Below are 25,301 nucleotides of genomic sequence, written 5' to 3' on the forward strand. Positions count from 1 at the left end.
GAACTGCGGATTTTCTCAGAACGACAAAGGCTCTCGCTACCGTTGACTAAAAGGCAACAGTGTCGCTATCTTCTGCCATGGATATGCTGCCACCCCTGAATGCGTTAAGAGCCTTCGAGGCTGCCGGCCGCCTGCAGAGCATCCGACGTGCGGCGGAGGAACTGCTCGTGACGCCTGGTGCCGTGAGTCGCCAGGTTCAACGTCTCGAGAGCTATCTTGGCGTCCGCCTTTTCCGCCGCGATCCGCGCGAGATCGTGCTGACGGCCGAGGGTGAACGATACCTCGCTGCTGTAAGTCGACACCTGGATGGAATCCGCGAAGAGACCCAGAAGTTGACGGGGCGGAAATCGGTCGAGATTTTGCGGGTTCGGGCGTACACAACGTTCGCCATGAAATGGCTCATTCCACGGCTCGGCACGTTTCATCAATCGAATGCGACGACCGAAGTGCGGCTGACGACCTCCAACGAAATGGTGGACTTCGAGCGGGAGAGCGTCGACGGAGCCATTCGTCTTGGCGATGGAAACTGGCCCGGCGTCGAGGTGGATCGGGTGATGAGGAATGAACTGGTGCCATTGTGCACGCCGTCATTCGCATCCGAGCATGGCATCGACGAGGTCGCCGACCTGAAGCAGGTGCCCCTGCTTCATTCGTTCGTCAGGCCGGATGACTGGCGATACTGGCTCGAAGCCGCAGGCGGATCGGACATCGATCCTTATGCCGGGGACAAGTACGCGAGCTCGACGCTCGCTTATCAGGCAACGCTCGAAGGCCAGGGCGTCATGATCGCGCAAAAGGCGCTGTTTGCGGATGACCTCCGTACGGGTCGGCTCGTTCAGCCCGTCGATTTCACCCTCGATCGCGGTGACTTCACCTACTACTTCATCTATCCCCGCAACCGGCTGAGAAGCCCGGCATTCAGGCGTTTCCGCGCATGGCTTCTCGAGCAGGCAGAGTCCGGCGACGGCTTCAGCCCGAAAACGGCCGAACTGGCCAAGGCGTGACGGCTCGGAGAACGTAAGAGGCGCGCGGCTGTCATTGGCCACGCGCCTCTTTTCCTGACCGTATCGAGAGTACAGTTATCGCAGCGGCCGGCCCTTCGTTTCGGGCAGGCTCGCATAGACGGCCGCCGCCACCAGGCAGACCGCTGCTAGATAGAGCCAGGTGTAGCCACCGTAGCCCGCCCCGTTCATCGCGGTGATGATGTAGGGGGCCGTGCCGCCGAAGAGGGTCACCGAGAGCGCATAGGGCAGGGCGACCCCGGTGACGCGGACCTGGGCCGGGAACTGCTCGACCATCAGCACTGCGGCGGCACCGGCAAAACCCGTCATGATCACCATCGCAATCGTCATCATGATCAGTCCTTCGATGAAGCTCATGCCTGGGTAAAGGAGAGCGAAGCTCGGCCACGCCCAGAGAGCAGACAACAGCGCAAAGCCAACCAGCACGGGCTTCCGCCCGATATTGTCGGCGAGCTTGCCAACGAACGGAATGATGAAGAGCGAGATCGTCACCGCGATGACGCCGATAAGCAGCGTGTCCGCTCGCGACATCTCCGTTACCAGGTGAAGGTAGGACGGGTAGTTCACCATCCAGACGTAGTTCAGGAGGTTCCCCGACATCGCGATGCCGATAACGCGCAGCGCATCGCCGCGGTGCTTGAAGATCACGTCCTTCAGCGGGTTCTGGGGCACACCTTCGATGGCGATCCGTTTCTTGAAGATTTCGGTCTCGCCAACGGAGAGGCGGATCCAGAGCGTGATCAATCCCAGAAGGGCGGCCACCACGAAGGCAACACGCCAGCCCCAGTCGGTCAGGCCGGTTTCGCTGCCGAATGCGGCAAGGACATAGCCCAGCACAAACGACACCAGCGTTCCCGCATTGATGGCGAACCATTGCCAGGAACCTGCGAATGCACGCCGCTCGGCAGGTGCCGACTCGACGAGAAACGCCGAAGCCGAGCCGAATTCGCCGCCGGCCGAGAATCCTTGCACCAGCCGCGCGATCACAAGGACGATCGGGGCTGCAATGCCGATGGTTTCATAGTTGGGGCAGACGCCGATCGCGAAAGAAGCAACGGACATGAGCAGAATGGAAAGCGTCAGGCCCGCTTTTCGTCCGTACCGGTCGGCGAATGCACCCAGCACTGCGCCACCGATCGGCCGCATCACGAAGCCGACCGCAAACACCGCGAACACCTGCAGCAATGCGGTCAAGCTGTCGCCAGCCGGGAAGTATTGCTGCGCCAGGATCGATGCGAAGGTCGCGTAGATGACCCAATCTGCATATTCGACGATCGTGCCAAGGGTAGCAGCGACGACCGCCTTCTTCTGTGCATAGGTCAGCGTGCCCGCAAGCTGCGTGTTGTTGTCAATGCGCATATTCGATGTGTCACCAAGAGTATCTGACATCGCGCTCCTCCTTCGTGCTGTCAGTGAATGGTCGTCTCGACCTCGCACAACGATCCCAGAAAGCCCCGGCTGGTGTGAGCGAGTTTTCCGCCCCTGGCCGTTGACTAAAATTCAACAATGAGCCCGCGTTCGTGCCGTTGAGTTCTAGTCAACAGTAGCCGCCGAATTCTCACTTGAAGAAACAGCCATTTACGGACCGTACTACGCGCCTGACCTGATCGTGGAGGAGACCATGGAAAGCTACTCAACTCGCCCGTTCGTTAGAGACATTGGCTTCATTGGCCTCGGCGCGATGGGAGCGCACATGGCCCGGCACATCGCCGGAGCCGGCTTCAATCTTCACGTCCACGATACGAACCGCGAAACCCTCGAACGCTTCGCAGCACTGGGAGCGAGCGTGTGCAGTACTCCAAAGGCGGTCGGCGACGCCGCGGATGCGGTGCTCGTCTGCCTTCCGACACCGGATATCGTCGAGCGCGTCGCACTCGGTGAAAACGGCATCGCCCACGGCGCGAGGGCGAAGATCTATGTCGACCACTCGACGACGGGGCCAAGCGTAGCCCGAAAGGTGGCCGAGGCACTGGCAGAACGGCAGATAACCGCACTCGACGGCCCGCTCGCGGGCGGCATGAGGGGTGCGGAAGCCGGAACGCTTTCGGTCATGATCTCCGGCGAGGAAAAAGCCTTCAGCGCCCTGAGGGACGTCTTCGACTGTTACGGTCGCAACGTGGTGCATGTGGGAGATCGCGTCGGCCAAGGGCAAGCCCTCAAGTTGATCAACAACATGATCGTCGGGGCGAACCTGGTCGTTGCCGCCGAAGCTATCCTGTTCGGCATCAAGTACGGACTGGCGGCCGAGACGATCATCGAGATGCTCAATGCCAGCACTGCACGCAGCTTCGTTACCGAAGACCTCCTGGAAAAGCGCATTCTCGACCGTCAGTTCGACTTCGGTTTCCGTCTTGAGCTCATGTGCAAGGACCTCCGTCTTTGCGTCAGCGAAGCCGAGGCCGCAGGGGCACCGATGATGGTCTCGGCGCTCGCCAAGCAGTTTTACGAACTCGCGCACGCCCACGGAAACGCCACTCAGGACATGACGGTGGTCGTCAGGGAACTCGAGAAGGCATTCGGCGTGAGTATCGAGCGCCGGGTCTAAGCCCGTCGCGCGCTTCGGCGCTCAGCAGGACCCTATAGGCAGTTGAGGAGGTGGAGCCATGTTAAGCGGAGCATTGAGCGGACTAACAGTCATCGACTTCACGCATATCGGCGCAGGCCCGACATGCACGATGCTGCTCGCCGATATGGGCGCCAAAGTCATCAAGGTCGAGCCGCCTGAAGGCGAGTTGGGCCGCAAGCTCGGCCCGGCGTGGATCGGCAGCGACAGCGCACTCTTTCATGGCTTCAACCGAAACAAGCTCGGCCTGAAACTTGACCTCAAGTCCCCCGCCGGTCTGGACGCGGCACACCGATTGGCCGCCGAGGCAGGCATCGTCGTCGAGAGCATGCGGCCCGGCGTCATGGACAGGCTGGGGCTCGGCTACAAGGCGCTGTCGGCCTCGAACCCGCGGCTCATCTATTGTTCCATATCCGCCTATGGCCAGTCCGGCCCCTACGCTCAACGGCCGGGCGTCGACGGCATCCTGCAGGCCGACAGCGGCTTGATGAGCATCATCGGTACGGAAGACGCCGAACCCTCGAAGGTGCAGGCTCCCGTGATCGATGTCTTTACCGGCTATGTCGCGGCGATGGGCATCCTGGCGCAATTGCGCAAGACCGAGGAGATTGGCCTCGGCGCACAACTGGACGTCAATCTGTTCAACTCGGCAATCGCGCTTCAGCAGGTCTCGCTCACCAACTACCTCGCGGACGGCGAGGCTCCGAAGCGCATCGGGAGCGCGGCTCCCTACTCTGCTCCCAACGAGGCCTTTGAAGCGGCAGACGGCTGGTTGATGGTCGCCGCCTATAACGGCGGCCGCTGGGAGAGATTGTGCGACGTCCTCGGCGTTCCGGAACTCGCAGCCGACCCGCGCCTCGCGGATTCTTCGACGCGGGTCGCCAATCGCGCGCTGATGAGGGAGTTGCTCGGCCCGCGCTTCCGGCAAAAGAGCCGCGATGAATGGCTCGCGCTGCTGCAGCAGGCCGACATACTTTGCGCGCCCGTCTCCGATTACAAAGATTTGATGGATCACCCACAACTTGCTGCCAGCGGGATGTTGCTCAAGCTCCACGATCCGCAACATGGCGAGATCACCGTACCGGGCTTTCCGATCAACAGCGCTGCCATGAACGCCGGCAACCACAAGGTGGCGCCTGGACTCGGCGAAGACTCGCGCGCGATCCTGAGCTCCTATGGCTTCAGCGAACAGGCGATCGACGGCGTGCTGGAGAGCAACGTCATAAGCATGACCAAGAAGATCCCCGTCCCAATGAAGTCGGGGGAACAAGGAAACAGAACCAAGATGGCGAGGGAATGAGATGAGCGACCGGACTGTGAGTTACATCGGCGGCAGGGATGTCGACCCTGTCGACGGCAACTATTCCGTCAAGCTGGATCCGCGCACGAAAGCCAAGACCGCGGACGTCGGCAACGGCGGTGAAAAAGACGTCGCACTCGCCTGCGACGCGGCCTCCAAGGCACTGCCTGCATGGAGCGACATGCGTCCGTCGGAACGCGGCCGGATCCTCGTCGACATCGCGCGACGACTTCGCGAGGACGGCCAGCACATTGTCGACATCGAAAGCCAGGAAACCGGAAAGCCCGGCCGCGAGATGGCCTCGCTCCTGGATCTGACCGCCCAGTATTTCGAATTCTATGGCGGCATCGTCAATGTCATGGACGGGGAGGTCATCAATGTCGGCCCCGATTATCACGTCTATACCAGAAGGGACCCCTTCGGCGTCATCGGCGTGATACTTCCATGGAATGCGCCGCTACATCAGGCGGCCCGCGCCATCGCTCCGGCGCTGGCCACGGGAAACACCGTCGTCGCCAAACCTTCCGAGCACACTTCGGGTTCGCTCGTGGCATTCGCGAAGTTCGCAGTCGCGCACGGCTTGCCGCCCGGCGTCTTCAACGTAGTCGTCGGCAAGGGCGCTGCGATCGGACCGGCGATGGCCAACCACCCTGCCATCCGGAAAATATCGTTTACGGGCGGCCTCAAGGCCGGCCAGGAACTGGGGCGGATCGCAGCGGATCGTGTCCTTCCGCTGACGCTCGAACTCGGCGGCAAAAGTGCCAACATCGTTTTCGACGATGCGGACCTCGACGCCGCCGCGAAAGGCTCGACGCGTGCATTCACCTGGAACAGCGGGCAGTGGTGCGCCGCGGGAACGCGATTGTTGGTGCAGGAAAGCATTCACGATGCGTTCGTCGAAAAACTCGTCGCCAACGTCGCCGAGCTTCGTCTTGGCCCGCAGTTCGACGCTTCCAATGGCCCGATCACCACAGAGGCGCAATTCGAGAAGATCAAGAGCTTCTTCGCGATAGCTGAGCGTGATGGCCTGACACCGGCGATCGGCGGCAAGGTCGCGACCGGCTCCGAACTCGGAAGCGGAAACTACATCGAGCCGACGGTTTACACCGGCGTGCGAAATGACATGGAGATCGCCCGCGAGGAGATATTCGGTCCGATCCTGTGCGTCATTCCGTTCAAGGATGAGGCGGACGCTATACGCATCGCCAACGATTCCGATCTCGGCCTGGCCGCCGGCATCTGGTCCCAGAACATCGGACGGGTTCACCGCGTCGCCGCTCGCCTCGAGGCCGGGCGGATCGTCGTCAACGAATACAGCGGCGGCTTCGTGCAGACCCCGTGCGGCGGTTTCAAGTATAGCGGCTATGGACGTGAGCAAGGAATCGACGCGCTTTCACACTACACTCAGCTCAAATCCGTGATCATTCGCCTTTGAGGATACTGAGTTCCTCAACTCGAAGCCGATTTAAGGAAGGGACAATTCAAAGGGCTGCAGCATCCCGCGCGTCTGACGAGGCGCGCGGGAGTGCAGGGGCCGGAACACACAGTCGGCCGCTCTCCAAGGTGAGGGCGGCCACGATGTCATTGTCCTCGGTGGCAAAGTCGTGCTTTTGAGCAGGAACAGCCCCGGACAGAGGATGATCAATGGAGAACGACGACCTCATTCAGATCGGAACGGTGGAGTACCAGCGCCTCGCCACGGCGATGGTCATGGCCGGTTTCTCCACCTTCTCGCTGTTGTACAGCGTCCAGCCGCTTCTGCCGGAGTTTTCCTCGACGTTCGGGATCTCGCCCGAGAATTCGAGCCTCGCCGTCTCCTTGGCGACCGGTCCGATGGCAATCGGGATTCTGGCTGCCGGCTGGCTCTCGGACCGGATCGGGCGTCGGACATTGATGATCTATTCGCTGATCTCCGCGGCGCTCTTCGGGACCCTGGCGGCGGTTGCGCCGACGTGGGAGAGCCTGCTCGTGTTGCGCTGTTTGTCCGGCATTGCGCTCGCCGGCGTGCCTGCTGTCGCGATGACCTACATTGCCGAAGAGGTGGAGCCCCCTGCTATCGGTCCCGCCATGGGACTCTACATCGCAGGTTCGGCGTTCGGAGGAATGATCGGGCGGCTTGGCGCCGCGGTGGCAACCGAGTGGCTCGGATGGCGCTGGGCGATTGCCTCGATAGGGCTCTTCAGCGCGGCAGCCGCGATCGTCTTTTGTGCCAGCGCCCCCGCATCGCGTGCATTTCAGCCACAACGCCTTTCCCTTCGGGGCTTTCTCGGCGGTTATGCATACGTGCTTCGCGACCGCGTTCTGCTGATGCTCTATGGCACCGGGTTCCTCATGATGGGCGCCTTCGTCACGATCTACAACTACGTGCCATATCGTCTGGCAGTCGAACCCTACGGTCTCGGTCATGCGGAGATCGGCGCGATCTTCCTGCTCTATATGCTCGGGTCGGCGAGTTCCGCCTGGTTCGGGAAGCTCGCGGGCCGGATCGGCGTGCGCCCTACGTTCTGGCGGCCCGTCGTCGTCCTGCTGATCGGCCTGCTGCTGACCGCACCCTCCCCGCTCTGGCTCATCATTTCAGCGATAAGTGTTGTCACGATGGGGTTCTTCGGGGCGCATACCGTCGCCTCGAGCTGGGTCAGCAGAAGAGCCTTCGCCAATCGCAGCCATGCGAGCGCTCTTTATCTCTTCGGCTATTATGCCGGCTCGAGCCTGCTTGGCTCTGCCGGCGGGGTGATGTGGAGCAATTGGGGCTGGGAGGGGGTCACGGCGTTTACCGCCGGGCTTTGCATCACGGTCCTGGCGATAGCGTTCATCATCGCCCGCGCGCCGCCGCTCGCCGATCCCCGACAGCCGAAGACTGGTCAGCGGCTGCCGGGCTAGTCGATATCATGCCCGCAAAGTCGAAGCGATCGCGCTTGCCACGTTCTGCGCCTGAACGCGGATATCCGGAACCGCGGTGATTTCCCAGAACTGGCCCGCCGTCAAAGCGCCGACCGTGTAAAGGCCTGGCTGCGGCTCCTTGTTGAGATCAAGCACGCGGGAGCCCTTGTCGACAGAAAGGCCGAGTCCGAGCACGTCGGGGCTGATCAGCCCCTGCCGTTGCATCTCCCGAAGCAATGGCGAATGCGCGACGCCGGCCCGCTCCATGCCGGTGCAGTTGACGATCCAATCCGCATTGAACGATCGAGGTCGGTGGCTTTGTCTTTCCCGATAGGTGACCAATGCACCGCGCGGCCCCTCCTCGATCGTCTCCAAGAAGCCGGCGTGCACGGTGACGATACCATCTCTTCTCAGGGCCTCGAAACGCGCAGATATCTGCGGGGCGATCCGATGGCGGTGCACGTTCCACCACGCCAGGCCGTGGCGGAGGAACCGGGCACGTTGCTCTTTCGCCAACTCCTGCCACAGCTTTTGCGTCACTGGCCTCAGGCCGTCCATCAGACCGCGCCAGTCGGCGCCCTTGCGAACCTGCCTGCGAAAGCCCGCGAGCAGGGCGCTGATTTCTCGCGAACATCCAAGCTCCGGCTCAATCGCCGGCGCCCGACGGTCAGCCGGCGGATGCGCATGCGGAAGCAGACCACGGCGTGACAGGACGCGGAAACGCCCCCGGTGACCGTGAACCCGCAAGGCCAGCACCTGATCGATCATCGTCAATCCGGATCCGAGGATGCAGACCGTGTCGCTCGGGCCGACCTTCGAGAGCCAGCTCAGCCGCCACGGATTGCGCACGATGCGACTTTCGACGCAGGTGTCGATTTTCCCCGCCGCGAGCGGCAGATCGGCATTGCCGATGCCGAGACAAAGCACGACGTTTCGCGCGCGGAGTTCCGCGCCGTTGTCGAGATGAAAGACAAGTCCGGCCTCGCTGCAATGGACGCAGTCCGTCGCCTTCGCCTTGACGAAATCAACCCTCGCGGGCCGCTCGTCGCCGCGCAACAAGGACGCCAGCCGGTCGCGCAAGTAAAGCCCGTAGTCTCCCCGTGACGCGAAGCCGTCCGCGGAAACCTGCCTCATATGCTCTGCGAGCCACTCGACAAAATCGTCGGGCTTGTCGGGAAAAAGGCTCATGCGCCCGGCAGGAACATTCAACCGGTGCATATAAAATTCCGTGCGATAGGCGGTGCCCCTTCCAAAACCTGGGGCATCGCCAACGACGGCAATCAAGGTGGAGGGTGGCAGCAGCCGGAGCAAGTTGATCGTCACCGCGATCGCTGAAAATCCTGAGCCGACAACAGCGACATCGTAAAGCAAACGCGTCTCCCTGATCCGTTGTCCCTTGTCAGTACCCGAATGCGTAAGGCGTCCGCCAAGACCGAACCGAAGTCACAAAACGTGCATCACCGGCAAAGGTTTCGTCGCTTGACTACTATTTCTACAGAAATTCTCAATTTTGGAAAGGCCCGGCATGGACTACATGAGAGTGACGGGCAATGCCGGTGATCGCGGCTATGATCACTCAAAAGAGGGTCGCCGGGACGGGAACACGTGTGATTCGCGGGCATTCATCCGGTTGCGCCGAAGCTCCAGAAATTCCAGCAGATGGAATCGTCCGAGCCCTGGCCGCGGGGATTGGAGAGGAGTTCGGCAATGCCCGCTGCATCTTCACAGCCCCAGCGGCGGTCGCGATCCCTCGTGCCCATTGACGGTCTCCATTGCTCTGGCGACCGTGTTACACTGACACGCCCCGACCCTCCTTGCGCCGCCGCAAGCATGGCGACGAGCATCGGGGGCTGAAAGAATACGCGATGAGTCTGGAATCGTCCTACGACTCACGTTCCGCCCAGGCGCGTGATATTGCTCGCCAGTTGCGTGGCAAGCCTGGTGGCAGCCGCCGTCGCTCCGGCCATCTGCGGCAGGATCAACCATTCGAGCGTCCAGGCGGAGCCGGAGCGTTCCTGCTCATGCACGAGCGCCTGATGCACGCCCGCGAGCAGGGTTGCATTGAACCGGGCCAAGGTGACAAGCACTTCCGCCGCAACCGGATTCTGCTTGTGCGGCATGGCGGAGGAGGAGCCGCCGCCGGCGAGCACGATCTCCTCGCCGTTTTGCGCCATCAGCGCCACGTCCTGGCCGAACTTTCCGAGAGTGCCCGTAATGAGCGATAGCAGATTGGCGAAATCCGCCACTGCCGCTCGCTGGCTGTGCCATTGCGGACAGTCGACCAGCGCAAGCTCTTCGGCGAGCGTCTCGCGAACGGCCTCCGCCTTGTCCCCGAGCTTCTCGAGCGTGCCGGCGGCGCCGCCGAACTGCACGGCAAACAGGTCGCGGTCCATGGCCTCGAGGCGGTCCTGGTGATCGAGCAGCGGCTCGATCCAGGCACGCAGGCGATCCGAAACCGTGATAGGGATCGCCGCTTGCATGCGCGTGCGCCCCATCAGGGGACGAAACCCCCATTGCCGGTCGCATTCTTCAAGCACCGCCACGACATCGCGGAGACGGCAGCCGAAGAGTTCGGCGATCGCCTTCATGCGCAGCATCAGGCTGGTGTCGATGACGTCCTGGCTGGTGGCTCCGAAATGCACATGGTTTGCAGCCTCGGCGCCGACTGCCGCGCGCAGCTGCCGGACCAGTTCCGGAACCACGACGCCGTCCGACGCCGTCGCGCGGCGCAGTGCCACGACGTCCGGCGAAAAAGCGCGGCAGGCTTCGGTGATGCGATCGGCCGCAGAACTCGGAATGACCCCGTGTTCTGCCTCGGCCCGCGCGAGCGCTGCCTCAAAGGCAAGCATGGCGCGGATGTCGGCCGCGGCGGAAAATTCCGCCGCCACGGCCTCGTCACCGAGAAGACCGGAAAGATAGGGATGATCAAAGGCCGAGTAGGTCATTCCACATCTCCAGGATCCCGTCTTCCCGCGCGCGGCGGGAACGGCGGCGTCAAAGGCCAGAAGCAACACGGGCAGGCCGCCACGCGATGATCATATATCCAGGAAGACCGTTTCCTTCTCGCCCTGGAGATGAATGTCGAATGTATAACTAGGCGCTGTGCCCGCGGCGACAAGCGTCTCAGCGCGATGACGATGCTCTATCCGGGCAAGCAGCGGATCTTCGGCGTTCGCTGCCGCCTCGTCCGGAAAATACATCCGTGTGTGCAGACCGATATTGATGCCGCGCGCAACGATCCAGAAGGTGATGTGCGGTGCCATCAGGCGACCGTCCTTGAAGGGCACCCGGCCCGGCTTGACGGTCTCGAAGGTGAAGACGCCGTCCTCGGCACTCGTCGGGCACCTGCCCCATCCGGTAAAATTCGGGTCGGCGGTGCCGCGCATTTCCGCGGGCGAATTGTAGAGGCCGCCGGCATCTGCCTGCCAGATTTCGACGAGCGCGTCCTTGAGCGGCATTCCCGCTCCGTCGATCACTCGACCCCTGACGGTGACGCGCTGCCCGAGCGTCTTGTCGTTGACCATCGACGTACCGAGGTCGGATTTGTAGACGCCCGCAATGCCGCAGAAATTCGGCGTCAGGCCGATATGGACGTAAGGCCCGGCGGTCTGCGAAGCGGTTTCCTTGAGGTAGCCAAGTTCCTGAACCATCGGTTGCCCCCTAGTTGCCTTCCGGCCGGTTTTCGAAGAACGTCGAGCGGCGGCCGCGCAGCACGATGTCGAACTTATAGGCCCTGGCGTCCATCGGGATCGTATTGGACCAATCGAGCGGCGCGATCAGTTGCTCGATCGCCCGGCGATCGGGGATCGTGTTGACGATCGGACATTTCCAGATCATCGGGTCGCCCTCGAAATACATCTGGGTTATCAGCCGCTGGGCGAAACCGTGCCCGAAGATCGAGAAGTGGATATGCGCCGGCCGCCAGTCGTTTACGCCGTTCGGCCAGGGATAGGCTCCGGGCTTGATCGTCCGGAAGAAATAGTATCCCTCGTCGTCGGCGATGGTCCGGCCGCAGCCCCCAAAATTCGGATCGATGGCCGCGAGGTAGGTTTCCTTCTTGTGTCGATAGCGCCCGCCCGCGTTCGCCTGCCAGAATTCGAGCAAAGCACCCCGCACCGGACGGCCGCGCTCGTCGAGCACGCGGCCATGCACGATGATGCGCTCGCCGATCGCGCTTTCGCCGGGCTTGGCGAAATTGTGGATCAGGTCGTTGTCGAGTTCGCCCAGCATCGAATGGCCGAAAACAGGGCCGGTGATCTCGGAGATCGTGTTGTCGAGCGAAAGCAGTGCCTTTTGGGGCGAGCGCAGTACGGATGTCTTGTAGCCGGGGGTGAAGGCCGGCGCGTGCCAGTCACGGTCACGCTGGAAAAACGCACCCGTCTCGGGCTTGTGGTTCTGTCGGTCCGACATTGTCGTTGCTCCTCTCAGGCCGCCCTGCCGGGATCCATGTCAGCCAAGACCTCCTTGGCGATCTTGATCGCGTGGTTCGCCGCCGGCACGCCGGCATAGATCGCCACGTGCAGCAGCGCCTCGCAGATGTCCTCGCGGCTTGCACCGGTATTTGCCGTGGCGCGGACGTGCATTGCCATTTCCTCGTCCTGGCCGAGCGCGGCCAGCAGCGCGATCGTGACGATCGAACGCTCCCGTTTCGTCCAGGTCGGGCGCGACCAGACATGGCCCCAGGCGGCTTCGGTAATCAGGTCCTGGAAGGGCTGGTCGAAATCGGTCGAAGCCGATTGCGCGCGGTTGACATGATTATCACCGAGAACGGCACGGCGCGTCGCCATGCCCTCTCGATAGCGCTTCGAGAGCGCTGTGGCGTCACTCATCTTTGTCTCCATGCATGACGAGTTCGAAGAATGGCCGGAGGATCGCGGTGAGGATTTCCGGCTGTTCGACGCAGGGGATATGACCGGCTTCGCTGATCACCTCGTAGCGTGCGCCGGGGATTAGCCTAGCCATCGAGAGCACGAGGTCCGGCGGCGTCGAACCGTCGTCCTCTCCGACGACACACAGCACGGGAACGGCAATCTTCTTGGCCGCCTCCGTGTAATCGGCATCGCGAACTGCAGCGCAGGTGCCAATATAGCCTGCCACCGGCTGTCGGATCAGCATGTTGCGGTAGCCGGCGAAAGCGACGTTCTCCGGCCGCCGGAAAGCCGGGGTGAACCAGCGCTCGAGGACAGAGTCGGCAACCGCCTCGATACCGTGGGCCTCAATCGCGGCGATGCGCGCGTCCCACATCTCCGCCGTGCCGATCTTGTGCGCTGTGTCCGAAAGCACGAGCGCACGCACCAGATCCGGTCGGCGCTGATAGAGCGACTGTGCGATCAGGCCGCCGACGGAAAGCCCGCAGACGATCGCCTGGCGGACGGAAAGCAGGTCGAGCAGGGCGGCAAGGTCGGTCGCATGATCCTCGATCGAATAGGGAACCTGGCCAACGTCGGAAAGGCCATGGCCCCGTTTGTCGTAGAGCACGATCGCGAACTCGCCGGCAAGGCGGACGACGACATCGCGCCAGATGCGGAAATCCGTGCCGAGCGAATTGACGAAGACAAGGACAGGCTTTTCCCCCGTCGCACCAATCACCTGATAATGAATCGTGATGTCGTTGATACGGGCGAATTGCACGGCAGATCTCCTCCGTCACCAAATTGGATGTTTGATCTGGTTAGGTAAAATGATATTTCATGGCTTTCCAATAACTCATAGGTTATGGGTTTCATGATCGACGCTCGTGTCAAGTTTCGCCATCTACAGACATTTGTCGAGGTCGCGCGCCAGAAGAGCGTGATGAAAGCGGCCGAACTCTTACACGTCAGCCAGCCGGCCGTTACCAAGACGATCCGCGAGCTCGAGGAGGTGCTGGGCGTTGCCGTGTTCGAGCGCGAGGGGCGCGGCATCAGGATCACCCGCTACGGCGAGGTTTTTTTCCGCCATGCCGGCGCGGCGCTGACCGCGCTCCGGCAAGGCCTCGACTCGGTCTCGCAGGAACGCTCCGGCAACGGGCCGCTCATCCGGATAGGTGCCCTTCCCACGGTTTCGACGCGGATCATGCCGCATGCCGTAGCGCTCTTTCTCAAGGAGGAAACGGGCGCCCGCCTGAAGATCATTACAGGCGAAAATGCGGTGCTCCTCGAGCAGTTGCGGGTCGGTGACCTTGATCTTGTCGTCGGCAGGCTGGCCGCGCCCGACAAGATGACCGGGTTTTCGTTCGAGCACCTCTATTCCGAACAGGTGGTGTTTGCGGTGCGCACCGGCCATCCGCTCATCGCCGGCAGGCAGTCGATCTTCGCCCATCTTGGGGACTATCCGGTGCTGATGCCCACCCGCGATTCGATCATTCGCCCTTTCGTCGAACGCTTCCTGATCGCCAACGGAATCGCCAGCCTGCCGAACCAGATCGAGACTGTCTCCGCTGCCTTCGGCCGCACCTTCGTGCGTTCGAGCGATGCGGTCTGGGTCATTTCGAACGGCGTCGTCGCGACGGATATCGAAGACGGCCTCCTGGCGGCGCTGCCGATCGACACCAGCGAGACCAGGGGCCCAGTCGGCCTCACCGTGCGCACCGACGCGATCCAGTCTCTGCCGCTGTCGATCCTGATGCAGGCCATCCGCGAGGCGGCTGGGGTTGCGATGGCGAAGGGCTGAACTCGGCGCTTTACATACGCGGATCGATATCGAGAATGCAGAACCAACCATTTTCACGCCGAACGTCATGCACCAAGCAGAACTGCAGCTTCAAGATTTTGCGAAAGAACATGCTCGGGAGCTGCCGGCCTGGTTCCCGACGCTGCAATCGCTCATCCAATGGGGCGGTCCGGACGTCCGCTTTCCGCTCGACACGGGTCAGATCGAGGCGATGGTCGCCGAGACGTCCGGCTCTGAGCCGAAGCGCTGGATCTTTTCCGGTCTTGTGAGAGGAGCCGTTGCAGGCCACGCGCAGGTTGCCCTCGACTGGCAAAACGGCGTCGCCCGGCTCAGCCGTGTCGCCGTCAATCCCCTGTTTCGCGGCCAAGGGCTCGCCCGCCCCTTCTTGAGGCTTGTTGTCCACCGCGTCTTTGCTGCTCCTGCTTTCGAGCGACTGGAACTCAACGTCTACACCTTCAACGGGGCGGCAATCCGCACCTATCTCGGCCTCGGCTTCATCGAAGAAGGCGTGCGGCGCTCGTCGGTGAAAGTCGGCGACGAGCGTTGGGACACCGCAATCTACGGCCTGCTGCGCAGCGATCTCGCCGAAAACTAATACCCCCTCGCCGCGCCTGCCCCGATGCGGCTGTCGACGGCGCCGTTGAAGCGGGCACCGCCGCCGGCCCCGATCTCCTCCAGGTTTTCGCCACCGACGAGGATACCGGTTGCCTGTCCCCAGATCTTCCAGCTTTCGTCGATCTGGACGTCATGCCCCATGGCCGCGAGGAGCTTGCGGGTATCCGGCGACAGCGCATAGGGCTCCATGAACACCTTGTCCGGCAGCCATTGATGGTGAAGGCGCGGCGCATCGACCGCCTCTTGGATGTTCATGCCGTGGTCGATGACATTGATGATCGCTTCCAGCGTGATCGTGATAATGCGCGCGCCGCCGGGGCTGCCGATGACCATGAAGGGCTTGCCGTCCTTGGAGACGATCGTCGGGCTCATTGATGAAAGCGGCGTCTTGCCGGGCGCGATCGCGTTCGCTTCCCCTTGGACGAGACCGTAGAGATTGGGCGCGCCAGGCTTGGCGGTGAAATCGTCCATCTCGTTGTTGAGCAGGATCCCGGTTCCGGGCGCCACCACGCCCGCGCCGAAGGAGCCGTTCAGCGTATAGGTGACGGCAACCGCATTGCCGTCGTCGTCAATGATCGAGTAGTGAGTCGTCTCCTTGCTTTCCGCAAAGCCCGCCGGCATCAGCGCCTGCGAGACGCCCGCCCTGAACGGTTCGATCTTGTCGCGGATTTCCTTCGCATAGGCCTTGTCGGTGAGTTTGCTGACCGGATTTTCGACGAAGTCCGGGTCGCCAAGCGCGGTATTGCGATCGACATAGGCATGCCGCATTGCCTCGATCATCGCGTGCACCGTCTCGGCCGAACCGTAGCCGAGATAGGAGAGCGGATAACCCTCGAGGATGTTGAGGATCTCGCAGATGATCACGCCGCCCGACGATGGCGGCGGCGAGGAAACGATGTCATAGCCACGGTAGTTGCACTTGACCGGTTCCAGCTCGCGGACGGCATATTGCTCGAAATCCTTCTTGGCGAGGATGCCGCCCTTCTCTGCACTCGCCTTGACGATCGCGTCGGCGATCGCACCCTTGTAGAAGGCGTCCGGCCCCTTCTCCGCGATGCTTGACAGCGAGGCGGCAAGATCGGCCTGGACCAGCTTCTCGCCGACTGCGAAAGGCTTGCCGCCGGGCTTCAGGAAGATCGCCGCCGCCGCCGGATCCTTCGCCAACCGCTCGGTTCTACCGTCGAAAGACTCGACATCGCCCTGCTCCAGCACGAAGCCTTCCTCGGCGAGCTTGATTGCCGGGGCGATCAGTTCCTTGAGCGGGCGCGTGCCATAGCGGCTGCGCGCGTGCTCGAAACCCATCACCGGGCCCGGCACGCCGACGGCGAGATAGCCATTGGTGCTCAAGCCTTTGACAAGATTGCCCTTGTCATCGAGATACATGGATTTGGTGGCAGCGAGCGGCGCGCGTTCGCGGAAATCGAGAAACGTGGTCTTGCCATCCTTGAAGCGGATGGTCATGAAGCCGCCGCCGCCGATATTGCCAGCGGTCGGATAAACGACGGCGAGCGCATAGCCGACGGCAACAGCCGCATCGATTGCATTGCCGCCCTTCTTCAAGACTTCCACGCCGATATCGGAGGCGAGGTGCTGGGCGGTAACGACCATGCCGTGCTCGGCCTTGACCGGCTCGGGCGAGGCCGCCTGCGCCGTCCACGGCGGAACCGTGCCAAGCGCGACAATCAAGGCAAAGGACAGGCTCTTCAAGCTCGGACTGCGCATGCTTTCCTCCTGCAACTGATTGCCCGCTAGACGATGCCCTCAACCGGCGACTGTAGCATCAAAATTCGCAGGTTGCATTTCCGAAGGTTTCCCTCATCAATCGCCGGAATACCGCTCCTCAAGCCAGGGGTCCCCGCGCATGTGATAACCGTTCCGCTCCCAGAAGCCGGCCCTGTCGGCGGCGCAGAAAACGATCCGCGTCAGCCACTTGGCGCTCTTCCAGAGATAGAGGTGCGGCACAATGAGGCGCATCGGACCGCCGTGGGCCCGGCTGATCGGGGCCCTTTCCCAACTCGTCGCAAGGATTGCGTTCTCTGCGGCAAAGTCCACGAGCGGAAGATTGGTGGTATAGCCGTCATAGCTGGTCAGCAGGACATACTCTGCCTCCGGCTTCGGCATCACCCGGTTGAGCAGATCGCGCGTCAGCACGCCATGCCAGCGATTGTCGTAACGCGACCAGGTCGTCACGCAATGAATATCAGAGAGACTGTCGCTCTGCGGCAACGACTGGAACGCCGTCCAGTCGAGTGACAAAGGCTTCTCCACGAGGCCGGTTAGGTCAAGCCGCCAGGTCTCCAGCGCAATGTGCGGCTGCTGTCCAAGATCCAGAACCGGCCAGTCGTTGACGAGATGCTGGCCGGGCGGCAGGCGGTCGGTCTCCGGGCGCCCGACCCGCCCCGTCAGAAACTTTCCACCCGCCGCCCATTGCCGCTTGGTGGACGTCAGTTTCGTTTCCGGTAGCGGTTCGTCATCGCCCATGATGCACCCGTCATCGTTCTTTTCGTGTGGGACCGATTTGAGGCTCGAAAGGCCGCGGCGTCAAGCAAGCGGTTCGGGGGCGGGGTCGATACCCGTTCGAGCTAGACCAAAAGGGTGAGCGACGATTGACTATCTGTTCCCGCCGTGACAGCCTCTGCTGCAGTGCAGCAATGCTGCACCCTGTCTCGCACGGTCAACCTGCTCGGTGGACGACTGTTTTCTTGCGGCCGGATCGACACTTTTTCGGAAACACGCGCGCCTACGCGCCGGCCCCGTGGCCTTTGCTTAGGTGCGGCCTGACATCGCAGGTTGCGCCGCCTCAAAGGCGACCGACCCAACAATTGCCGTCATTCTGGAGTTGATGCCTTTCTCCTCACCGGTTCGGGTGAGGTGCCAGCCTACTGCATGTTTCCCTAAATCGGAGCCGATTTAAGGAAAGGAACATGCAGCAATTCAAAGTGCTGCAGCGTCCTTTGCGCGTATTGTCAGACGCCCGGCGCTGTAGTGGTCACGGCGAAATGTCTGTATGAAGGAGAAGCGGTATGAAGGTTCTGTTTGCCGGCGGAAACGGTTATTATCCGGAGTTCAGCGGCGGCGTTCAGTCGAGCACGCACCACCTCGTCCAGCAGTTGCGTGACCGCGGTCACGAGGCCGGCGTACTGGCCGCCTTGTTCGGCGACGGCATGTTCGGCTTTAAGGCGCGCGTCAAGCTTAAGTTGTCCGGCGAGCGTGGCGTCATGGACAGCTTTCCCGGCTATCCCGTCGTTCGCGCCTGGCACCCCTGGGAAGCGGCAACCTTTGCCGTCAACAAGCTCCGCCCCGACGTCGCCGTTGTGCAGTGCCACAAATCGGTCCCGATCGGAAAGGCGCTCCAGGTGCACAACGTGCCGCTGGTGATCTATCTCAGAAATGTCGAATTTCACGAACTCGCGGGCGATCTCAGGGAACTGACCGCCGCCCATTACATCGCGAATTCGGAATTCACGGCCCGGACCTACAAGCAGAAATACGGCATCGACTCGGTGGTCATCCCGCCGACGATCAATCCCGAAACCTATAAGACGCCGACGACGCGGGAGTATGTGACTTTCATCAACCCCTATAAGGAGAAGGGATTCGAGCTGGCGGTCCGCATTGCCGAGCAATGCCCCGACATTCCCTTCCTGTTCGTCGAAAGCTGGAAGCTTGCCGACGATCACCGGGCGGAAATCGAGAAGATCATCGCGGCGCTGAAGAACGTGCGCCTCGAAAGCCGCACCAGCGACATGAAGACCGTCTACGGACGGACGAAAATCCTGCTTGCGCCGAGCAAATGGGAAGAGGCCTGGGGGCGGGTGGCGTCCGAGGCGCATTGCAGCGGCATTCCGGTCGTCGGATCGACGCGCGGAGGATTGCCGGAAGCAATCGGCGAAGGCGGCATCCTTCTCGACCACGATGGACCGCTCGAGGAGTGGACCGGCGCGATCCGCCGTCTGTGGAGCGACGATCTAGAATACCAACGGCTGTCGGCAGCGGCCTCGAAGTTCGCCGAGCGCCCGCTGATGCGGCCCGACCGTCAGTTTGCGGCATTCCTTGATGTTCTGGATCGCGCTGCCGCAAGCCGCGTCTCTGCTCTCAAGGCCTCTTGAGACCGGCAAGCATGCGCGTCGGTTTCATTGTCGGTCAGTTTCCGTCGCTTTCGGAAACCTTCGTCATCGGCCAGATGGCCGGCCTCTTGCGTCGCGGCTTCGAGGTCGATGTCGTCTGCAACGGGATATCGGATTACAATTTCGCGGATCGGCGGCAGGAGCCGCTCGCCACCCTTCTGGCACGAACCCGTGACTGGTGGGGTGCTGCGGCCCGCACGCGTCCGGCGATCGAGCGGCTGCCGGCGAAACTTCGCGACAAGGTCTCCACCGTGCTCGACATGTCGTCGGTCGGCCACCTGAACGAGTGCGATGTCCTCGTCGCCCATTTCGGGCACAACGGCGCCCGCGCCGCTCGGCTGAAGAAATGGAAGCGGCTGAAGCCGCCGATCGTCACGATTTTCCACGGCTACGACGTCGGCGTGCCGCTCCACGAGCGGGGCCTCGGCCGATACAATGATCTGTTCGAATACGGCGCGCTCAACCTGACCGTGAACGGCTTCTTTCGCCGCGTCCTGGTGGAAGCCGGAGCGCCGGAAAACAAGGTTGCCGTGCACCACATGGGGATCGATCTCAAGAAGATCCCCTATGAGTGGAAATCCTGGCGCGGCGTGCCGCTGCAATTGATTTCCGTGTGCCGGCTGGCCGAGAAAAAGGGCGTGGAATACGCGCTGCGCGCGCTCGCGCTGCTGCGTGCCGACGCGCCGGACCTTGCCTGGCAGTACACGATCATCGGCGACGGACCGCTGCGGCAGGAACTGGAGGCGCTTGCCTCCAAACTCGGTATCGCAGAGCGCGTTTCCTTCCTCGGCAGCCTCGCCCATAAGGACGTCAAGGAGTGGCTGCGGCGCTCGCACGCCTTCGTGCTGCCGAGCGTTACCGCCAGGAATGGCGATGTCGAGGGCATCCCCGTGGCACTCATGGAGGCTATGGCCGCCGGTCTGACGGTGGTGAGTTCCAACCATTCCGGCATTCCCGAACTGATCGAGGATCAGAAGACGGGCTTCCTCGCGGACGAAAGAGACGTCGAAACTCTTGCGAGCCGGCTGCGCTTCGTCGCGGAGCATCCCGAGCAATGCGAGGGCGTAGCGCGGCAGGCAAGGAAGAAGGTCGAGGCCGAATTCGACATGGAGGCGCTCGACAATGATTTCGCCGAGATCGTCAGCCGGTGCGCTACAGCGCCACCGCATTTATCAGATGCGCAATGAGGAAAGTGCGCGCGGCTTCCGCCCGCTTCCCGCTCTAACCAGTTGAAACGACGCAATTCCGGATGGAGTTGCCCCAGTCGAGGCAAGTCGCTTGAACGCAGAAAACATCCAATTCGGTCGGCTCGCACTGCGTGGCGGGCTGGTAACCGGTGGCGCCCAGGCCATTCGCATGGTCATCCAGTTCGTCTCCGTCGTCGTGCTCGCACGTTTGCTGGCGCCGGAGGACTTCGGTCTCGTCGCATCGGTCAGCCCGGTCGTCGCCTTCGTCGGGCTTTTTCAGAACCTTGGGCTCCAGCAGGCGGTCATCCAGCGCAAGGAAATCGGAGAGAGGGAGCTCAATCACGTCTTCTGGATCAGTACCCTTGTCGGCCTTATCTGCACGCTGGTCGTTATCGCGCTTTCGCCCGCCATTGCCGTTTTCTACGGCGACCAGCGCATGACGGCCATTGCGATTGCCGCGGCATTGCCGCTGCTCCTCGGCAGCCTGGCCGCGCTGCCGCTCGCCTTGATGAACCGGCACCTGAAGTTCGGGCAGTTGGCATTGAACGATGTTTATGCCGCGGTCGTGGGACTTCTCGTCACCGCCGGGGCCGCCTATCTCGGCCTCGGCTACTGGTCGCTCGTGATCGGGCCCGCGGCTTCCGCCGCAGTCGCCCTCCTGGCCGCATGGTGGGCCACACGCTGGATGCCGGGGCGGCCGGCGTTTGCAATCGACCGCGACATCATCTCGTTTGGTGCCAATCTCACCGGCTTCAACCTGGTCAACTTCTTCTCGCGCAATCTCGACAACGTCCTGATCGGCAAGTATTCCGGGCCGATCCAGCTCGGCTACTACGACCGCGCCTATAAGCTTCTCCTGTTCCCGCTGCAGAACATCACGCAGCCTCTGTCGCGCGTGATGATCCCGCTGATGAGCCGCATCCAGGAGGACAAGCCTCGGTTTCGCGACATCTACATGCGCACCAATTGGCTGCTCGCCGCCGTCACCATGCCCGGCATTGCGGCGCTGACCTTGGCCGCTGGACCGACCGTCAGCATTCTCTTCGGCGAGCAATGGCTGCCGGTCGCGCCAATCTTCGCCTGGCTCGGGATCGCCAGCCTGATGCAGCCGGTTTCGAGCACCACGGGCTGGATCTTCATCTGCCAGGGCGAGACGCAGACCATGTTCCGCTGGGGCATCTATTCGTCGCTGACGACGGTGCTCTCCTTCGTCGTCGGCCTGCAATGGGGCGCGATCGGCGTCGCGGCGGCCTATGCCATCAGCGGCTATGTCCTGCGTCTCCCGGTACTCGCCTGGCTGCTGCAGCGGGTGGGACCGGTATCGGCGATGGATTTCCTTTACGTCCAGGGCTTGTTTCTCGTATCGGCCCTGGCCGCCTGGATCTGCTATCGGCTGCTGCCGGAAGTCCTGACCGGAAGCTCGGACATCCTCGCCCTCGCTTCCGCAATCTCACTCAACTACGGACTGGCGCTCGTCTTCGCGCTGGTGCTACGCCAGCCGCGCCAGGTTCTGTTCGACATCCTTTCGAAGGCCGTAAGCGCCATTCGCCGATAAGGCTTCGACGATGGGACGGAGGAGATCCGCGGCAGACATCGCCGAGGCATGCTCCTCAAGCACCGCCTTGAGGCTCGTCTCGCGATAAAGGTCGAGGTCGCCGATGAAGCGGTCGAGCTTCGCACTCGCCTCTTGCGGCGTCACCGTATCGATATCAAGCAGGACTTCGTCGACGCCGACGCGCTTGGCGACTTCCTTGGTCTTGAACTCGTAGGCGATCGGCAGAACCGGCGTGCCGGTGCAAAGCGACATGATCATCATGTGCATGCGCGTCGCCACGACGAAATCGAGGTCCTTGGCGATTGCCATCAATTGCTCCGGCGTGTGGAACGATGCGTCGACGCTCACGTGCTCGGCGATCTCCGGCGCCAGTCCCGAGACGATCAGGTTCGCCGTCTTCGAATCGTCATGCGCATATTCCGGCACGCCCTGACAGGTCGAAATGAACGTGACCTTCTTGCCGTGGTTGCGCACGAGCTTCGTCGCCATCTCGCGAACGGAATCGATATATCGCCCCATGCCGCCGTCGCCGCCCTTGACGTAGTGCCAGTGCCGCACGGAGATGCCGACACGGCCGGTCGGTGCCGGACGGCCGATCATCAGCAGCGCCTTGATCCGCTCGACGTCCGCAAGCGCGAAGACGGAATCGGCAACCACGTGGCATTTCGACGGATCGTCGACGAGACCGAGGATATGGTCGCGTGAGCGGGCGTCGCGCAGGAGAATCAGCGGGCTGCGGGCGAAAATCGGCGGCAGCATCCTGAGGTTGTAAGGTTTCTCGAACGGGCCAAGCGACTGGGTGAAGAAAATCGTCTTCTTGCCGAGCATCTCACCGAGCTTGAACTGGTTGATGCGCCGCTCGAGCGAATAGTTCTCGACGAGATAGGTGCCGCCGGTAGTGATCACCAGATCGGCGTCCTTGTAGAGTGCAAGGCTCTTGCGGTCCTCGTCGCTGAAGAAGCGCCTGTCGAGATAGTTGCCGCTGCCGAGATGGCGGAGCGCCTGGAAGGCTGCCTGGTTATAGACCTGCTTCAGCGCATTCTTGACGGTGTTGTCGTCGTATTTGTACTTGAAGATCGATTCCGAGGGGAGTTTACGCAGTTCGATGTCGGGATACTGCTCCTTCGGATACAGTCGCGCCGCGACTTCCGGCTGGCTGTCGAACACCAGGAATTCGACCTTCTCGCCCAGTATCGATTTCAGGATATGCCTGATCGCGAAAAGAATGGCCGCGTCGCCCGTGTTCAAGCAGACGGTATTTTCGACTACAACTTTCATGTTCCGTCATCCCCGTGTGAAAGTCTCGCCAGACATGGGAGGGTAGTGTCGGCCGACTTGCCGCTCGCAGCGGCGCCCGTGTCCGACGGACAACCCGCAATGGCGTTCTGTCGCGAAGTTTTGGTGAATTCATGGCCGGGGAAGCGTTTTCTGCCGCAATGCAGCATAAGGGGTGGGCCTCATAACAAGGCGGCGGCCTGAGGCGCTAACGGCAACGGAGTCTGGCTCTGGGCAGCGACTATGAACTCGAAAGCAGCGGGAAATGGCTCTGGGCCGTTGCGGTGGCAAACCAACCGCTTAGTCTGGCGATCGAAATATTGGCCGGATCGAGCCTCACGGACGCCGTTTACGGGTCTGGGATTGCGGCCTCACTGCCTGCCGGTGCGTGGCAATCGGCGCGCCTGGTCGTGCCTTGGCAACGCGAGACCAAGCGGAACCTCGCCTTTGTATGGGAGGAAGGCATGCTCACTTTTGGAGACCTGATCCGCCGCAACGGCCTGAATTGGGGCGACAAGGATGCATTCGTTGAAATGGATCGACGTCGCAATTGGCGTGAGTTCCATGCGCGCACCGATGCGTTAGGTCACGCCATGCGTCGTCTTGGCGTTACTGCCGGCGACCGTGTGGCTGTCCTATCGACCGACCGCATCGAGGTTGCGGAGACATTCGGTGCCTGCATGAAGGTTGGGTGCGTGCGGATCGGGCTGAATCCGCGCCTCGCTCCGCCGGAGATCGCCGCGCTCGTCGCGGACTGCTCACCTGCCGTGATCTTTGCTCATCGCGACCATCTTCCCCTGATTGACCGGACGGCAAGAGCGGCGGTGCCGACCCCAGATGTTCGTGGTGAAATGCGCGTCATCGAGTTCGGATCGCTTTCCAGCGAATACGAAAAGCTCATCTTTGCCGAAAGCGACCAGCCAGAGCTTGTTCAGACGCCACATCCGATTGCGATGATTGCCTACACGACCGGCTCGACAGGGCTTCCCAAAGGGGCTGTCTACCCACACGGAGCCTTCCTTCAGTCGATCCTTTATACCGCTTTGTTGGAGGGGATCGATCCATCAAGCCGTTGGCTCCACGTGATGCCTGCGGCGGGAGCTCCCTTGATGCACATGATCCGCAACCTGTTTCATGCTGCCGCCACGGTGATTGTCGGCCCCTGGTCTGCAGAGCAAGCGCTTCTTCTGATCGAGCGCGAGCGTACCACCAATGTCGTCCTCGTGCCCACCATGCTGAATGCACTGCTCGAATCGAGCATGATCGGACGCACGGACATGAGTTCGATGCGGTTGTTTGGTTACGGAGGTTCTCCGCTTCCGCCGAAGACGCTCAAGGAAGCGATGAGAGTTTTTGCCAGGCCGTTTCTCCAGATGTTCGGCACCACGGAGTTGATGGGCATGTCGATGATGCTGTTCCCCTCAGACCACGAACTCGGCATCACCGCTCGCCCGGAGATCCTGGCTTCCGCCGGCAAATCCCTCCCGTTCGTCGATGTCAAGTTGGTGGATGAGAATGGCGGTCCTCTTCCCTCCGGCGAGACGGGTGAACTTATCGTCCGTAGCGACACGTCGTTCTCAGGTTACTGGAACGCGCCAGAAAAAAGCGCCGAGGTTGTAAAGGGCGGCTGGATATATACCGGTGATATGGCAAGCATCGACGAGACGGGCTACGTCTATCTCAGAGATCGCGTCAAGTTCAGAATTAATACCGGGGGGTACAGCGTGTTTCCGACAGAGATCGAAAACGCCCTGGCCGAGCATCCGGCAGTCAACGAGGTAGCGGTGGTCGGCCTACCGGACGAGCGATGCGGCGAGCGCATCCATGCAGTTGTCAGCATTGTTTCGGGAAGAACCGTCACATCAGACGAACTGCGTGAGTTCTGCCGGGATAGGATTGCCGCCTTCAAGATACCGGAATCGATCGAGGTCTGGGCAACGATTCCCAAGGGGCCGACCGGTAAGATTCAAAAGCGCGCGGTCATCGAGCATTACACGGCGAAGCCAGGAAGCAGACTTCATGATGAGTGAGATTTGCTGAGCGAGGTACCGCTTTCGTCGAAATACCGGAAGCGATGGAGTCCGTGAACGCAGTTTGCACAAGCTCGCGCTTTCCGTCTGTCGGAC

General features: G+C 61.9%; 22 protein-coding genes. 11 read left to right on the forward strand and 11 right to left on the reverse strand.

The window, feature by feature from the left end; translation table 11 throughout:
* Nucleotides 1–59 precede the first annotated feature (59 nt).
* Complete coding sequence (gene gcvA / locus GHK62_RS17090) at nt 60–1,004, forward strand: transcriptional regulator GcvA (RefSeq protein WP_327790999.1); 945 nt, start codon at nt 60–62, stop codon at nt 1,002–1,004.
* A 75-nt stretch (nt 1,005–1,079) separates the two neighbouring features.
* On the opposite strand, the gene GHK62_RS17095 is transcribed toward gcvA, so the two are convergent.
* Nucleotides 1,080–2,411, reverse strand: a complete 1,332-nt coding sequence (locus GHK62_RS17095) for an MFS transporter (RefSeq protein ID WP_184108472.1) — start codon at nt 2,409–2,411, stop codon at nt 1,080–1,082.
* Between the two features lie 232 nt (nt 2,412–2,643).
* Between GHK62_RS17095 and GHK62_RS17100 the strand changes: the two genes are divergently transcribed.
* The 4 genes from GHK62_RS17100 (at nt 2,644) to GHK62_RS17115 (ending at nt 7,765) form a co-directional block, all read left to right on the forward strand.
* On the forward strand, nt 2,644–3,567 hold the full coding sequence (locus tag GHK62_RS17100) for an NAD(P)-dependent oxidoreductase (RefSeq protein WP_153440347.1): 924 nt from the start codon (nt 2,644–2,646) through the stop codon (nt 3,565–3,567).
* Between the two features lie 58 nt (nt 3,568–3,625).
* Nucleotides 3,626–4,885: a CaiB/BaiF CoA transferase family protein gene (locus GHK62_RS17105; protein ID WP_153440348.1), complete on the forward strand. Its 1,260-nt coding sequence runs from the start codon at nt 3,626–3,628 to the stop codon at nt 4,883–4,885.
* A gap of 1 nt (nt 4,886) precedes the next feature.
* Nucleotides 4,887–6,320, forward strand: a complete 1,434-nt coding sequence (locus GHK62_RS17110) for an aldehyde dehydrogenase family protein (protein ID WP_153440349.1) — start codon at nt 4,887–4,889, stop codon at nt 6,318–6,320.
* Nucleotides 6,321–6,529: 209 nt separating this feature from the next.
* The gene (locus GHK62_RS17115) at nt 6,530–7,765 is read left to right on the forward strand and encodes an MFS transporter (RefSeq protein ID WP_153440350.1); all 1,236 of its coding nucleotides are present in this window, start codon (nt 6,530–6,532) and stop codon (nt 7,763–7,765) included.
* A gap of 6 nt (nt 7,766–7,771) precedes the next feature.
* On the opposite strand, the gene GHK62_RS17120 is transcribed toward GHK62_RS17115, so the two are convergent.
* The 7 genes from GHK62_RS17120 to pcaD form a co-directional block, all read right to left on the reverse strand.
* Nucleotides 7,772–9,136 (reverse strand): FAD/NAD(P)-binding protein, encoded by a 1,365-nt coding sequence (locus GHK62_RS17120; RefSeq protein WP_153440351.1) that lies wholly within the window; start codon nt 9,134–9,136, stop codon nt 7,772–7,774.
* Nucleotides 9,137–9,387: 251 nt separating this feature from the next.
* On the reverse strand, nt 9,388–9,525 hold the full coding sequence (locus GHK62_RS17125; RefSeq protein WP_153440352.1) for a hypothetical protein: 138 nt from the start codon (nt 9,523–9,525) through the stop codon (nt 9,388–9,390).
* 129 nt (nt 9,526–9,654) lie between these two features.
* Nucleotides 9,655–10,710: a 3-carboxy-cis,cis-muconate cycloisomerase gene (locus GHK62_RS17130; protein WP_153440353.1), complete on the reverse strand. Its 1,056-nt coding sequence runs from the start codon at nt 10,708–10,710 to the stop codon at nt 9,655–9,657.
* Nucleotides 10,711–10,800: 90 nt separating this feature from the next.
* On the reverse strand, nt 10,801–11,415 hold the full coding sequence (gene pcaG / locus GHK62_RS17135) for a protocatechuate 3,4-dioxygenase subunit alpha (RefSeq protein ID WP_153440354.1): 615 nt from the start codon (nt 11,413–11,415) through the stop codon (nt 10,801–10,803).
* 10 nt (nt 11,416–11,425) lie between these two features.
* Nucleotides 11,426–12,175, reverse strand: a complete 750-nt coding sequence (gene pcaH / locus GHK62_RS17140; protein WP_153440355.1) for a protocatechuate 3,4-dioxygenase subunit beta — start codon at nt 12,173–12,175, stop codon at nt 11,426–11,428.
* 14 nt (nt 12,176–12,189) lie between these two features.
* Nucleotides 12,190–12,594 carry a 4-carboxymuconolactone decarboxylase gene (gene pcaC / locus GHK62_RS17145; protein ID WP_153440356.1) on the reverse strand — a complete coding sequence of 135 codons (405 nt, stop codon included), beginning with the start codon at nt 12,592–12,594 and terminating at the stop codon, nt 12,190–12,192.
* Nucleotides 12,587–13,396 carry a 3-oxoadipate enol-lactonase gene (pcaD, locus tag GHK62_RS17150; protein ID WP_184108473.1) on the reverse strand — a complete coding sequence of 270 codons (810 nt, stop codon included), beginning with the start codon at nt 13,394–13,396 and terminating at the stop codon, nt 12,587–12,589. The genes pcaC and pcaD overlap by 8 nt, the downstream gene beginning before the upstream one ends.
* Nucleotides 13,397–13,489: 93 nt before the next feature.
* Here pcaD and pcaQ point away from each other — a divergent pair, with 93 nt between their 5' ends.
* Both pcaQ and GHK62_RS17160 read left to right on the forward strand, forming a co-directional pair.
* A complete protein-coding gene (pcaQ, locus tag GHK62_RS17155) occupies nt 13,490–14,416 on the forward strand; it encodes a pca operon transcription factor PcaQ (RefSeq protein WP_153440357.1) in 927 nt (308 codons plus the stop codon).
* 67 nt (nt 14,417–14,483) lie between these two features.
* Nucleotides 14,484–15,011 carry a GNAT family N-acetyltransferase gene (locus GHK62_RS17160; protein ID WP_153440358.1) on the forward strand — a complete coding sequence of 176 codons (528 nt, stop codon included), beginning with the start codon at nt 14,484–14,486 and terminating at the stop codon, nt 15,009–15,011.
* Here the strand turns inward: GHK62_RS17160 and ggt are convergent.
* Nucleotides 15,008–16,753: a gamma-glutamyltransferase gene (gene ggt, locus GHK62_RS17165; protein ID WP_153440359.1), complete on the reverse strand. Its 1,746-nt coding sequence runs from the start codon at nt 16,751–16,753 to the stop codon at nt 15,008–15,010. The two genes, GHK62_RS17160 and ggt, sit on opposite strands and share 4 nt — an antisense overlap.
* Before the next feature lie 96 nt (nt 16,754–16,849).
* Nucleotides 16,850–17,512 (reverse strand): sulfite oxidase-like oxidoreductase, encoded by a 663-nt coding sequence (locus tag GHK62_RS17170; RefSeq protein ID WP_153440360.1) that lies wholly within the window; start codon nt 17,510–17,512, stop codon nt 16,850–16,852.
* A 542-nt stretch (nt 17,513–18,054) separates the two neighbouring features.
* Between GHK62_RS17170 and GHK62_RS17175 the strand changes: the two genes are divergently transcribed.
* The 3 genes from GHK62_RS17175 to GHK62_RS17185 all read left to right on the forward strand — a co-directional run bounded on the left by GHK62_RS17175 (nt 18,055) and on the right by GHK62_RS17185 (nt 21,900).
* Nucleotides 18,055–19,140 carry a glycosyltransferase gene (locus GHK62_RS17175; RefSeq protein ID WP_153440361.1) on the forward strand — a complete coding sequence of 362 codons (1,086 nt, stop codon included), beginning with the start codon at nt 18,055–18,057 and terminating at the stop codon, nt 19,138–19,140.
* 11 nt (nt 19,141–19,151) lie between these two features.
* A complete protein-coding gene (locus GHK62_RS17180) occupies nt 19,152–20,345 on the forward strand; it encodes a glycosyltransferase (RefSeq protein WP_153440362.1) in 1,194 nt (397 codons plus the stop codon).
* Nucleotides 20,346–20,436: 91 nt separating this feature from the next.
* The gene (locus GHK62_RS17185; RefSeq protein ID WP_153440363.1) at nt 20,437–21,900 is read left to right on the forward strand and encodes a lipopolysaccharide biosynthesis protein; all 1,464 of its coding nucleotides are present in this window, start codon (nt 20,437–20,439) and stop codon (nt 21,898–21,900) included.
* On the opposite strand, the gene GHK62_RS17190 is transcribed toward GHK62_RS17185, so the two are convergent.
* Complete coding sequence (locus tag GHK62_RS17190) at nt 21,835–23,178, reverse strand: polysaccharide pyruvyl transferase family protein (protein ID WP_153440364.1); 1,344 nt, start codon at nt 23,176–23,178, stop codon at nt 21,835–21,837. The two genes, GHK62_RS17185 and GHK62_RS17190, sit on opposite strands and share 66 nt — an antisense overlap.
* A 461-nt stretch (nt 23,179–23,639) precedes the next feature.
* Here GHK62_RS17190 and GHK62_RS17195 point away from each other — a divergent pair, with 461 nt between their 5' ends.
* Complete coding sequence (locus GHK62_RS17195; RefSeq protein WP_153440365.1) at nt 23,640–25,205, forward strand: class I adenylate-forming enzyme family protein; 1,566 nt, start codon at nt 23,640–23,642, stop codon at nt 25,203–25,205.
* Nucleotides 25,206–25,301 lie beyond the last annotated feature (96 nt).

The organism is Sinorhizobium terangae, from assembly GCF_009601505.1.
Taxonomy (GTDB): domain Bacteria; phylum Pseudomonadota; class Alphaproteobacteria; order Rhizobiales; family Rhizobiaceae; genus Sinorhizobium; species Sinorhizobium terangae.

What these genes read in the sequence shown, in the direction of transcription:
- GHK62_RS17095 (WP_184108472.1), bottom strand. Translation starts at nt 2,411, where the DNA reads ATGTCAGATACTCTTGGTGACACATCGAATATGCGCATTGACAACAAC.
- GHK62_RS17100 (WP_153440347.1), top strand. Translation starts at nt 2,644, where the DNA reads ATGGAAAGCTACTCAACTCGCCCGTTCGTTAGAGACATTGGCTTCATT.
- GHK62_RS17105 (WP_153440348.1), top strand. Translation starts at nt 3,626, where the DNA reads ATGTTAAGCGGAGCATTGAGCGGACTAACAGTCATCGACTTCACGCAT.
- GHK62_RS17110 (WP_153440349.1), top strand. Translation starts at nt 4,887, where the DNA reads ATGAGCGACCGGACTGTGAGTTACATCGGCGGCAGGGATGTCGACCCT.
- GHK62_RS17115 (WP_153440350.1), top strand. Translation starts at nt 6,530, where the DNA reads ATGGAGAACGACGACCTCATTCAGATCGGAACGGTGGAGTACCAGCGC.
- GHK62_RS17125 (WP_153440352.1), bottom strand. Translation starts at nt 9,525, where the DNA reads ATGGGCACGAGGGATCGCGACCGCCGCTGGGGCTGTGAAGATGCAGCG.
- GHK62_RS17130 (WP_153440353.1), bottom strand. Translation starts at nt 10,710, where the DNA reads ATGACCTACTCGGCCTTTGATCATCCCTATCTTTCCGGTCTTCTCGGT.
- pcaG (WP_153440354.1), bottom strand. Translation starts at nt 11,415, where the DNA reads ATGGTTCAGGAACTTGGCTACCTCAAGGAAACCGCTTCGCAGACCGCC.
- pcaH (WP_153440355.1), bottom strand. Translation starts at nt 12,175, where the DNA reads ATGTCGGACCGACAGAACCACAAGCCCGAGACGGGTGCGTTTTTCCAG.
- pcaC (WP_153440356.1), bottom strand. Translation starts at nt 12,594, where the DNA reads ATGAGTGACGCCACAGCGCTCTCGAAGCGCTATCGAGAGGGCATGGCG.
- pcaQ (WP_153440357.1), top strand. Translation starts at nt 13,490, where the DNA reads ATGATCGACGCTCGTGTCAAGTTTCGCCATCTACAGACATTTGTCGAG.
- GHK62_RS17160 (WP_153440358.1), top strand. Translation starts at nt 14,484, where the DNA reads ATGCACCAAGCAGAACTGCAGCTTCAAGATTTTGCGAAAGAACATGCT.
- ggt (WP_153440359.1), bottom strand. Translation starts at nt 16,753, where the DNA reads ATGCGCAGTCCGAGCTTGAAGAGCCTGTCCTTTGCCTTGATTGTCGCG.
- GHK62_RS17170 (WP_153440360.1), bottom strand. Translation starts at nt 17,512, where the DNA reads ATGGGCGATGACGAACCGCTACCGGAAACGAAACTGACGTCCACCAAG.
- GHK62_RS17175 (WP_153440361.1), top strand. Translation starts at nt 18,055, where the DNA reads ATGAAGGTTCTGTTTGCCGGCGGAAACGGTTATTATCCGGAGTTCAGC.
- GHK62_RS17180 (WP_153440362.1), top strand. Translation starts at nt 19,152, where the DNA reads ATGCGCGTCGGTTTCATTGTCGGTCAGTTTCCGTCGCTTTCGGAAACC.
- GHK62_RS17190 (WP_153440364.1), bottom strand. Translation starts at nt 23,178, where the DNA reads ATGAAAGTTGTAGTCGAAAATACCGTCTGCTTGAACACGGGCGACGCG.
- GHK62_RS17195 (WP_153440365.1), top strand. Translation starts at nt 23,640, where the DNA reads ATGCTCACTTTTGGAGACCTGATCCGCCGCAACGGCCTGAATTGGGGC.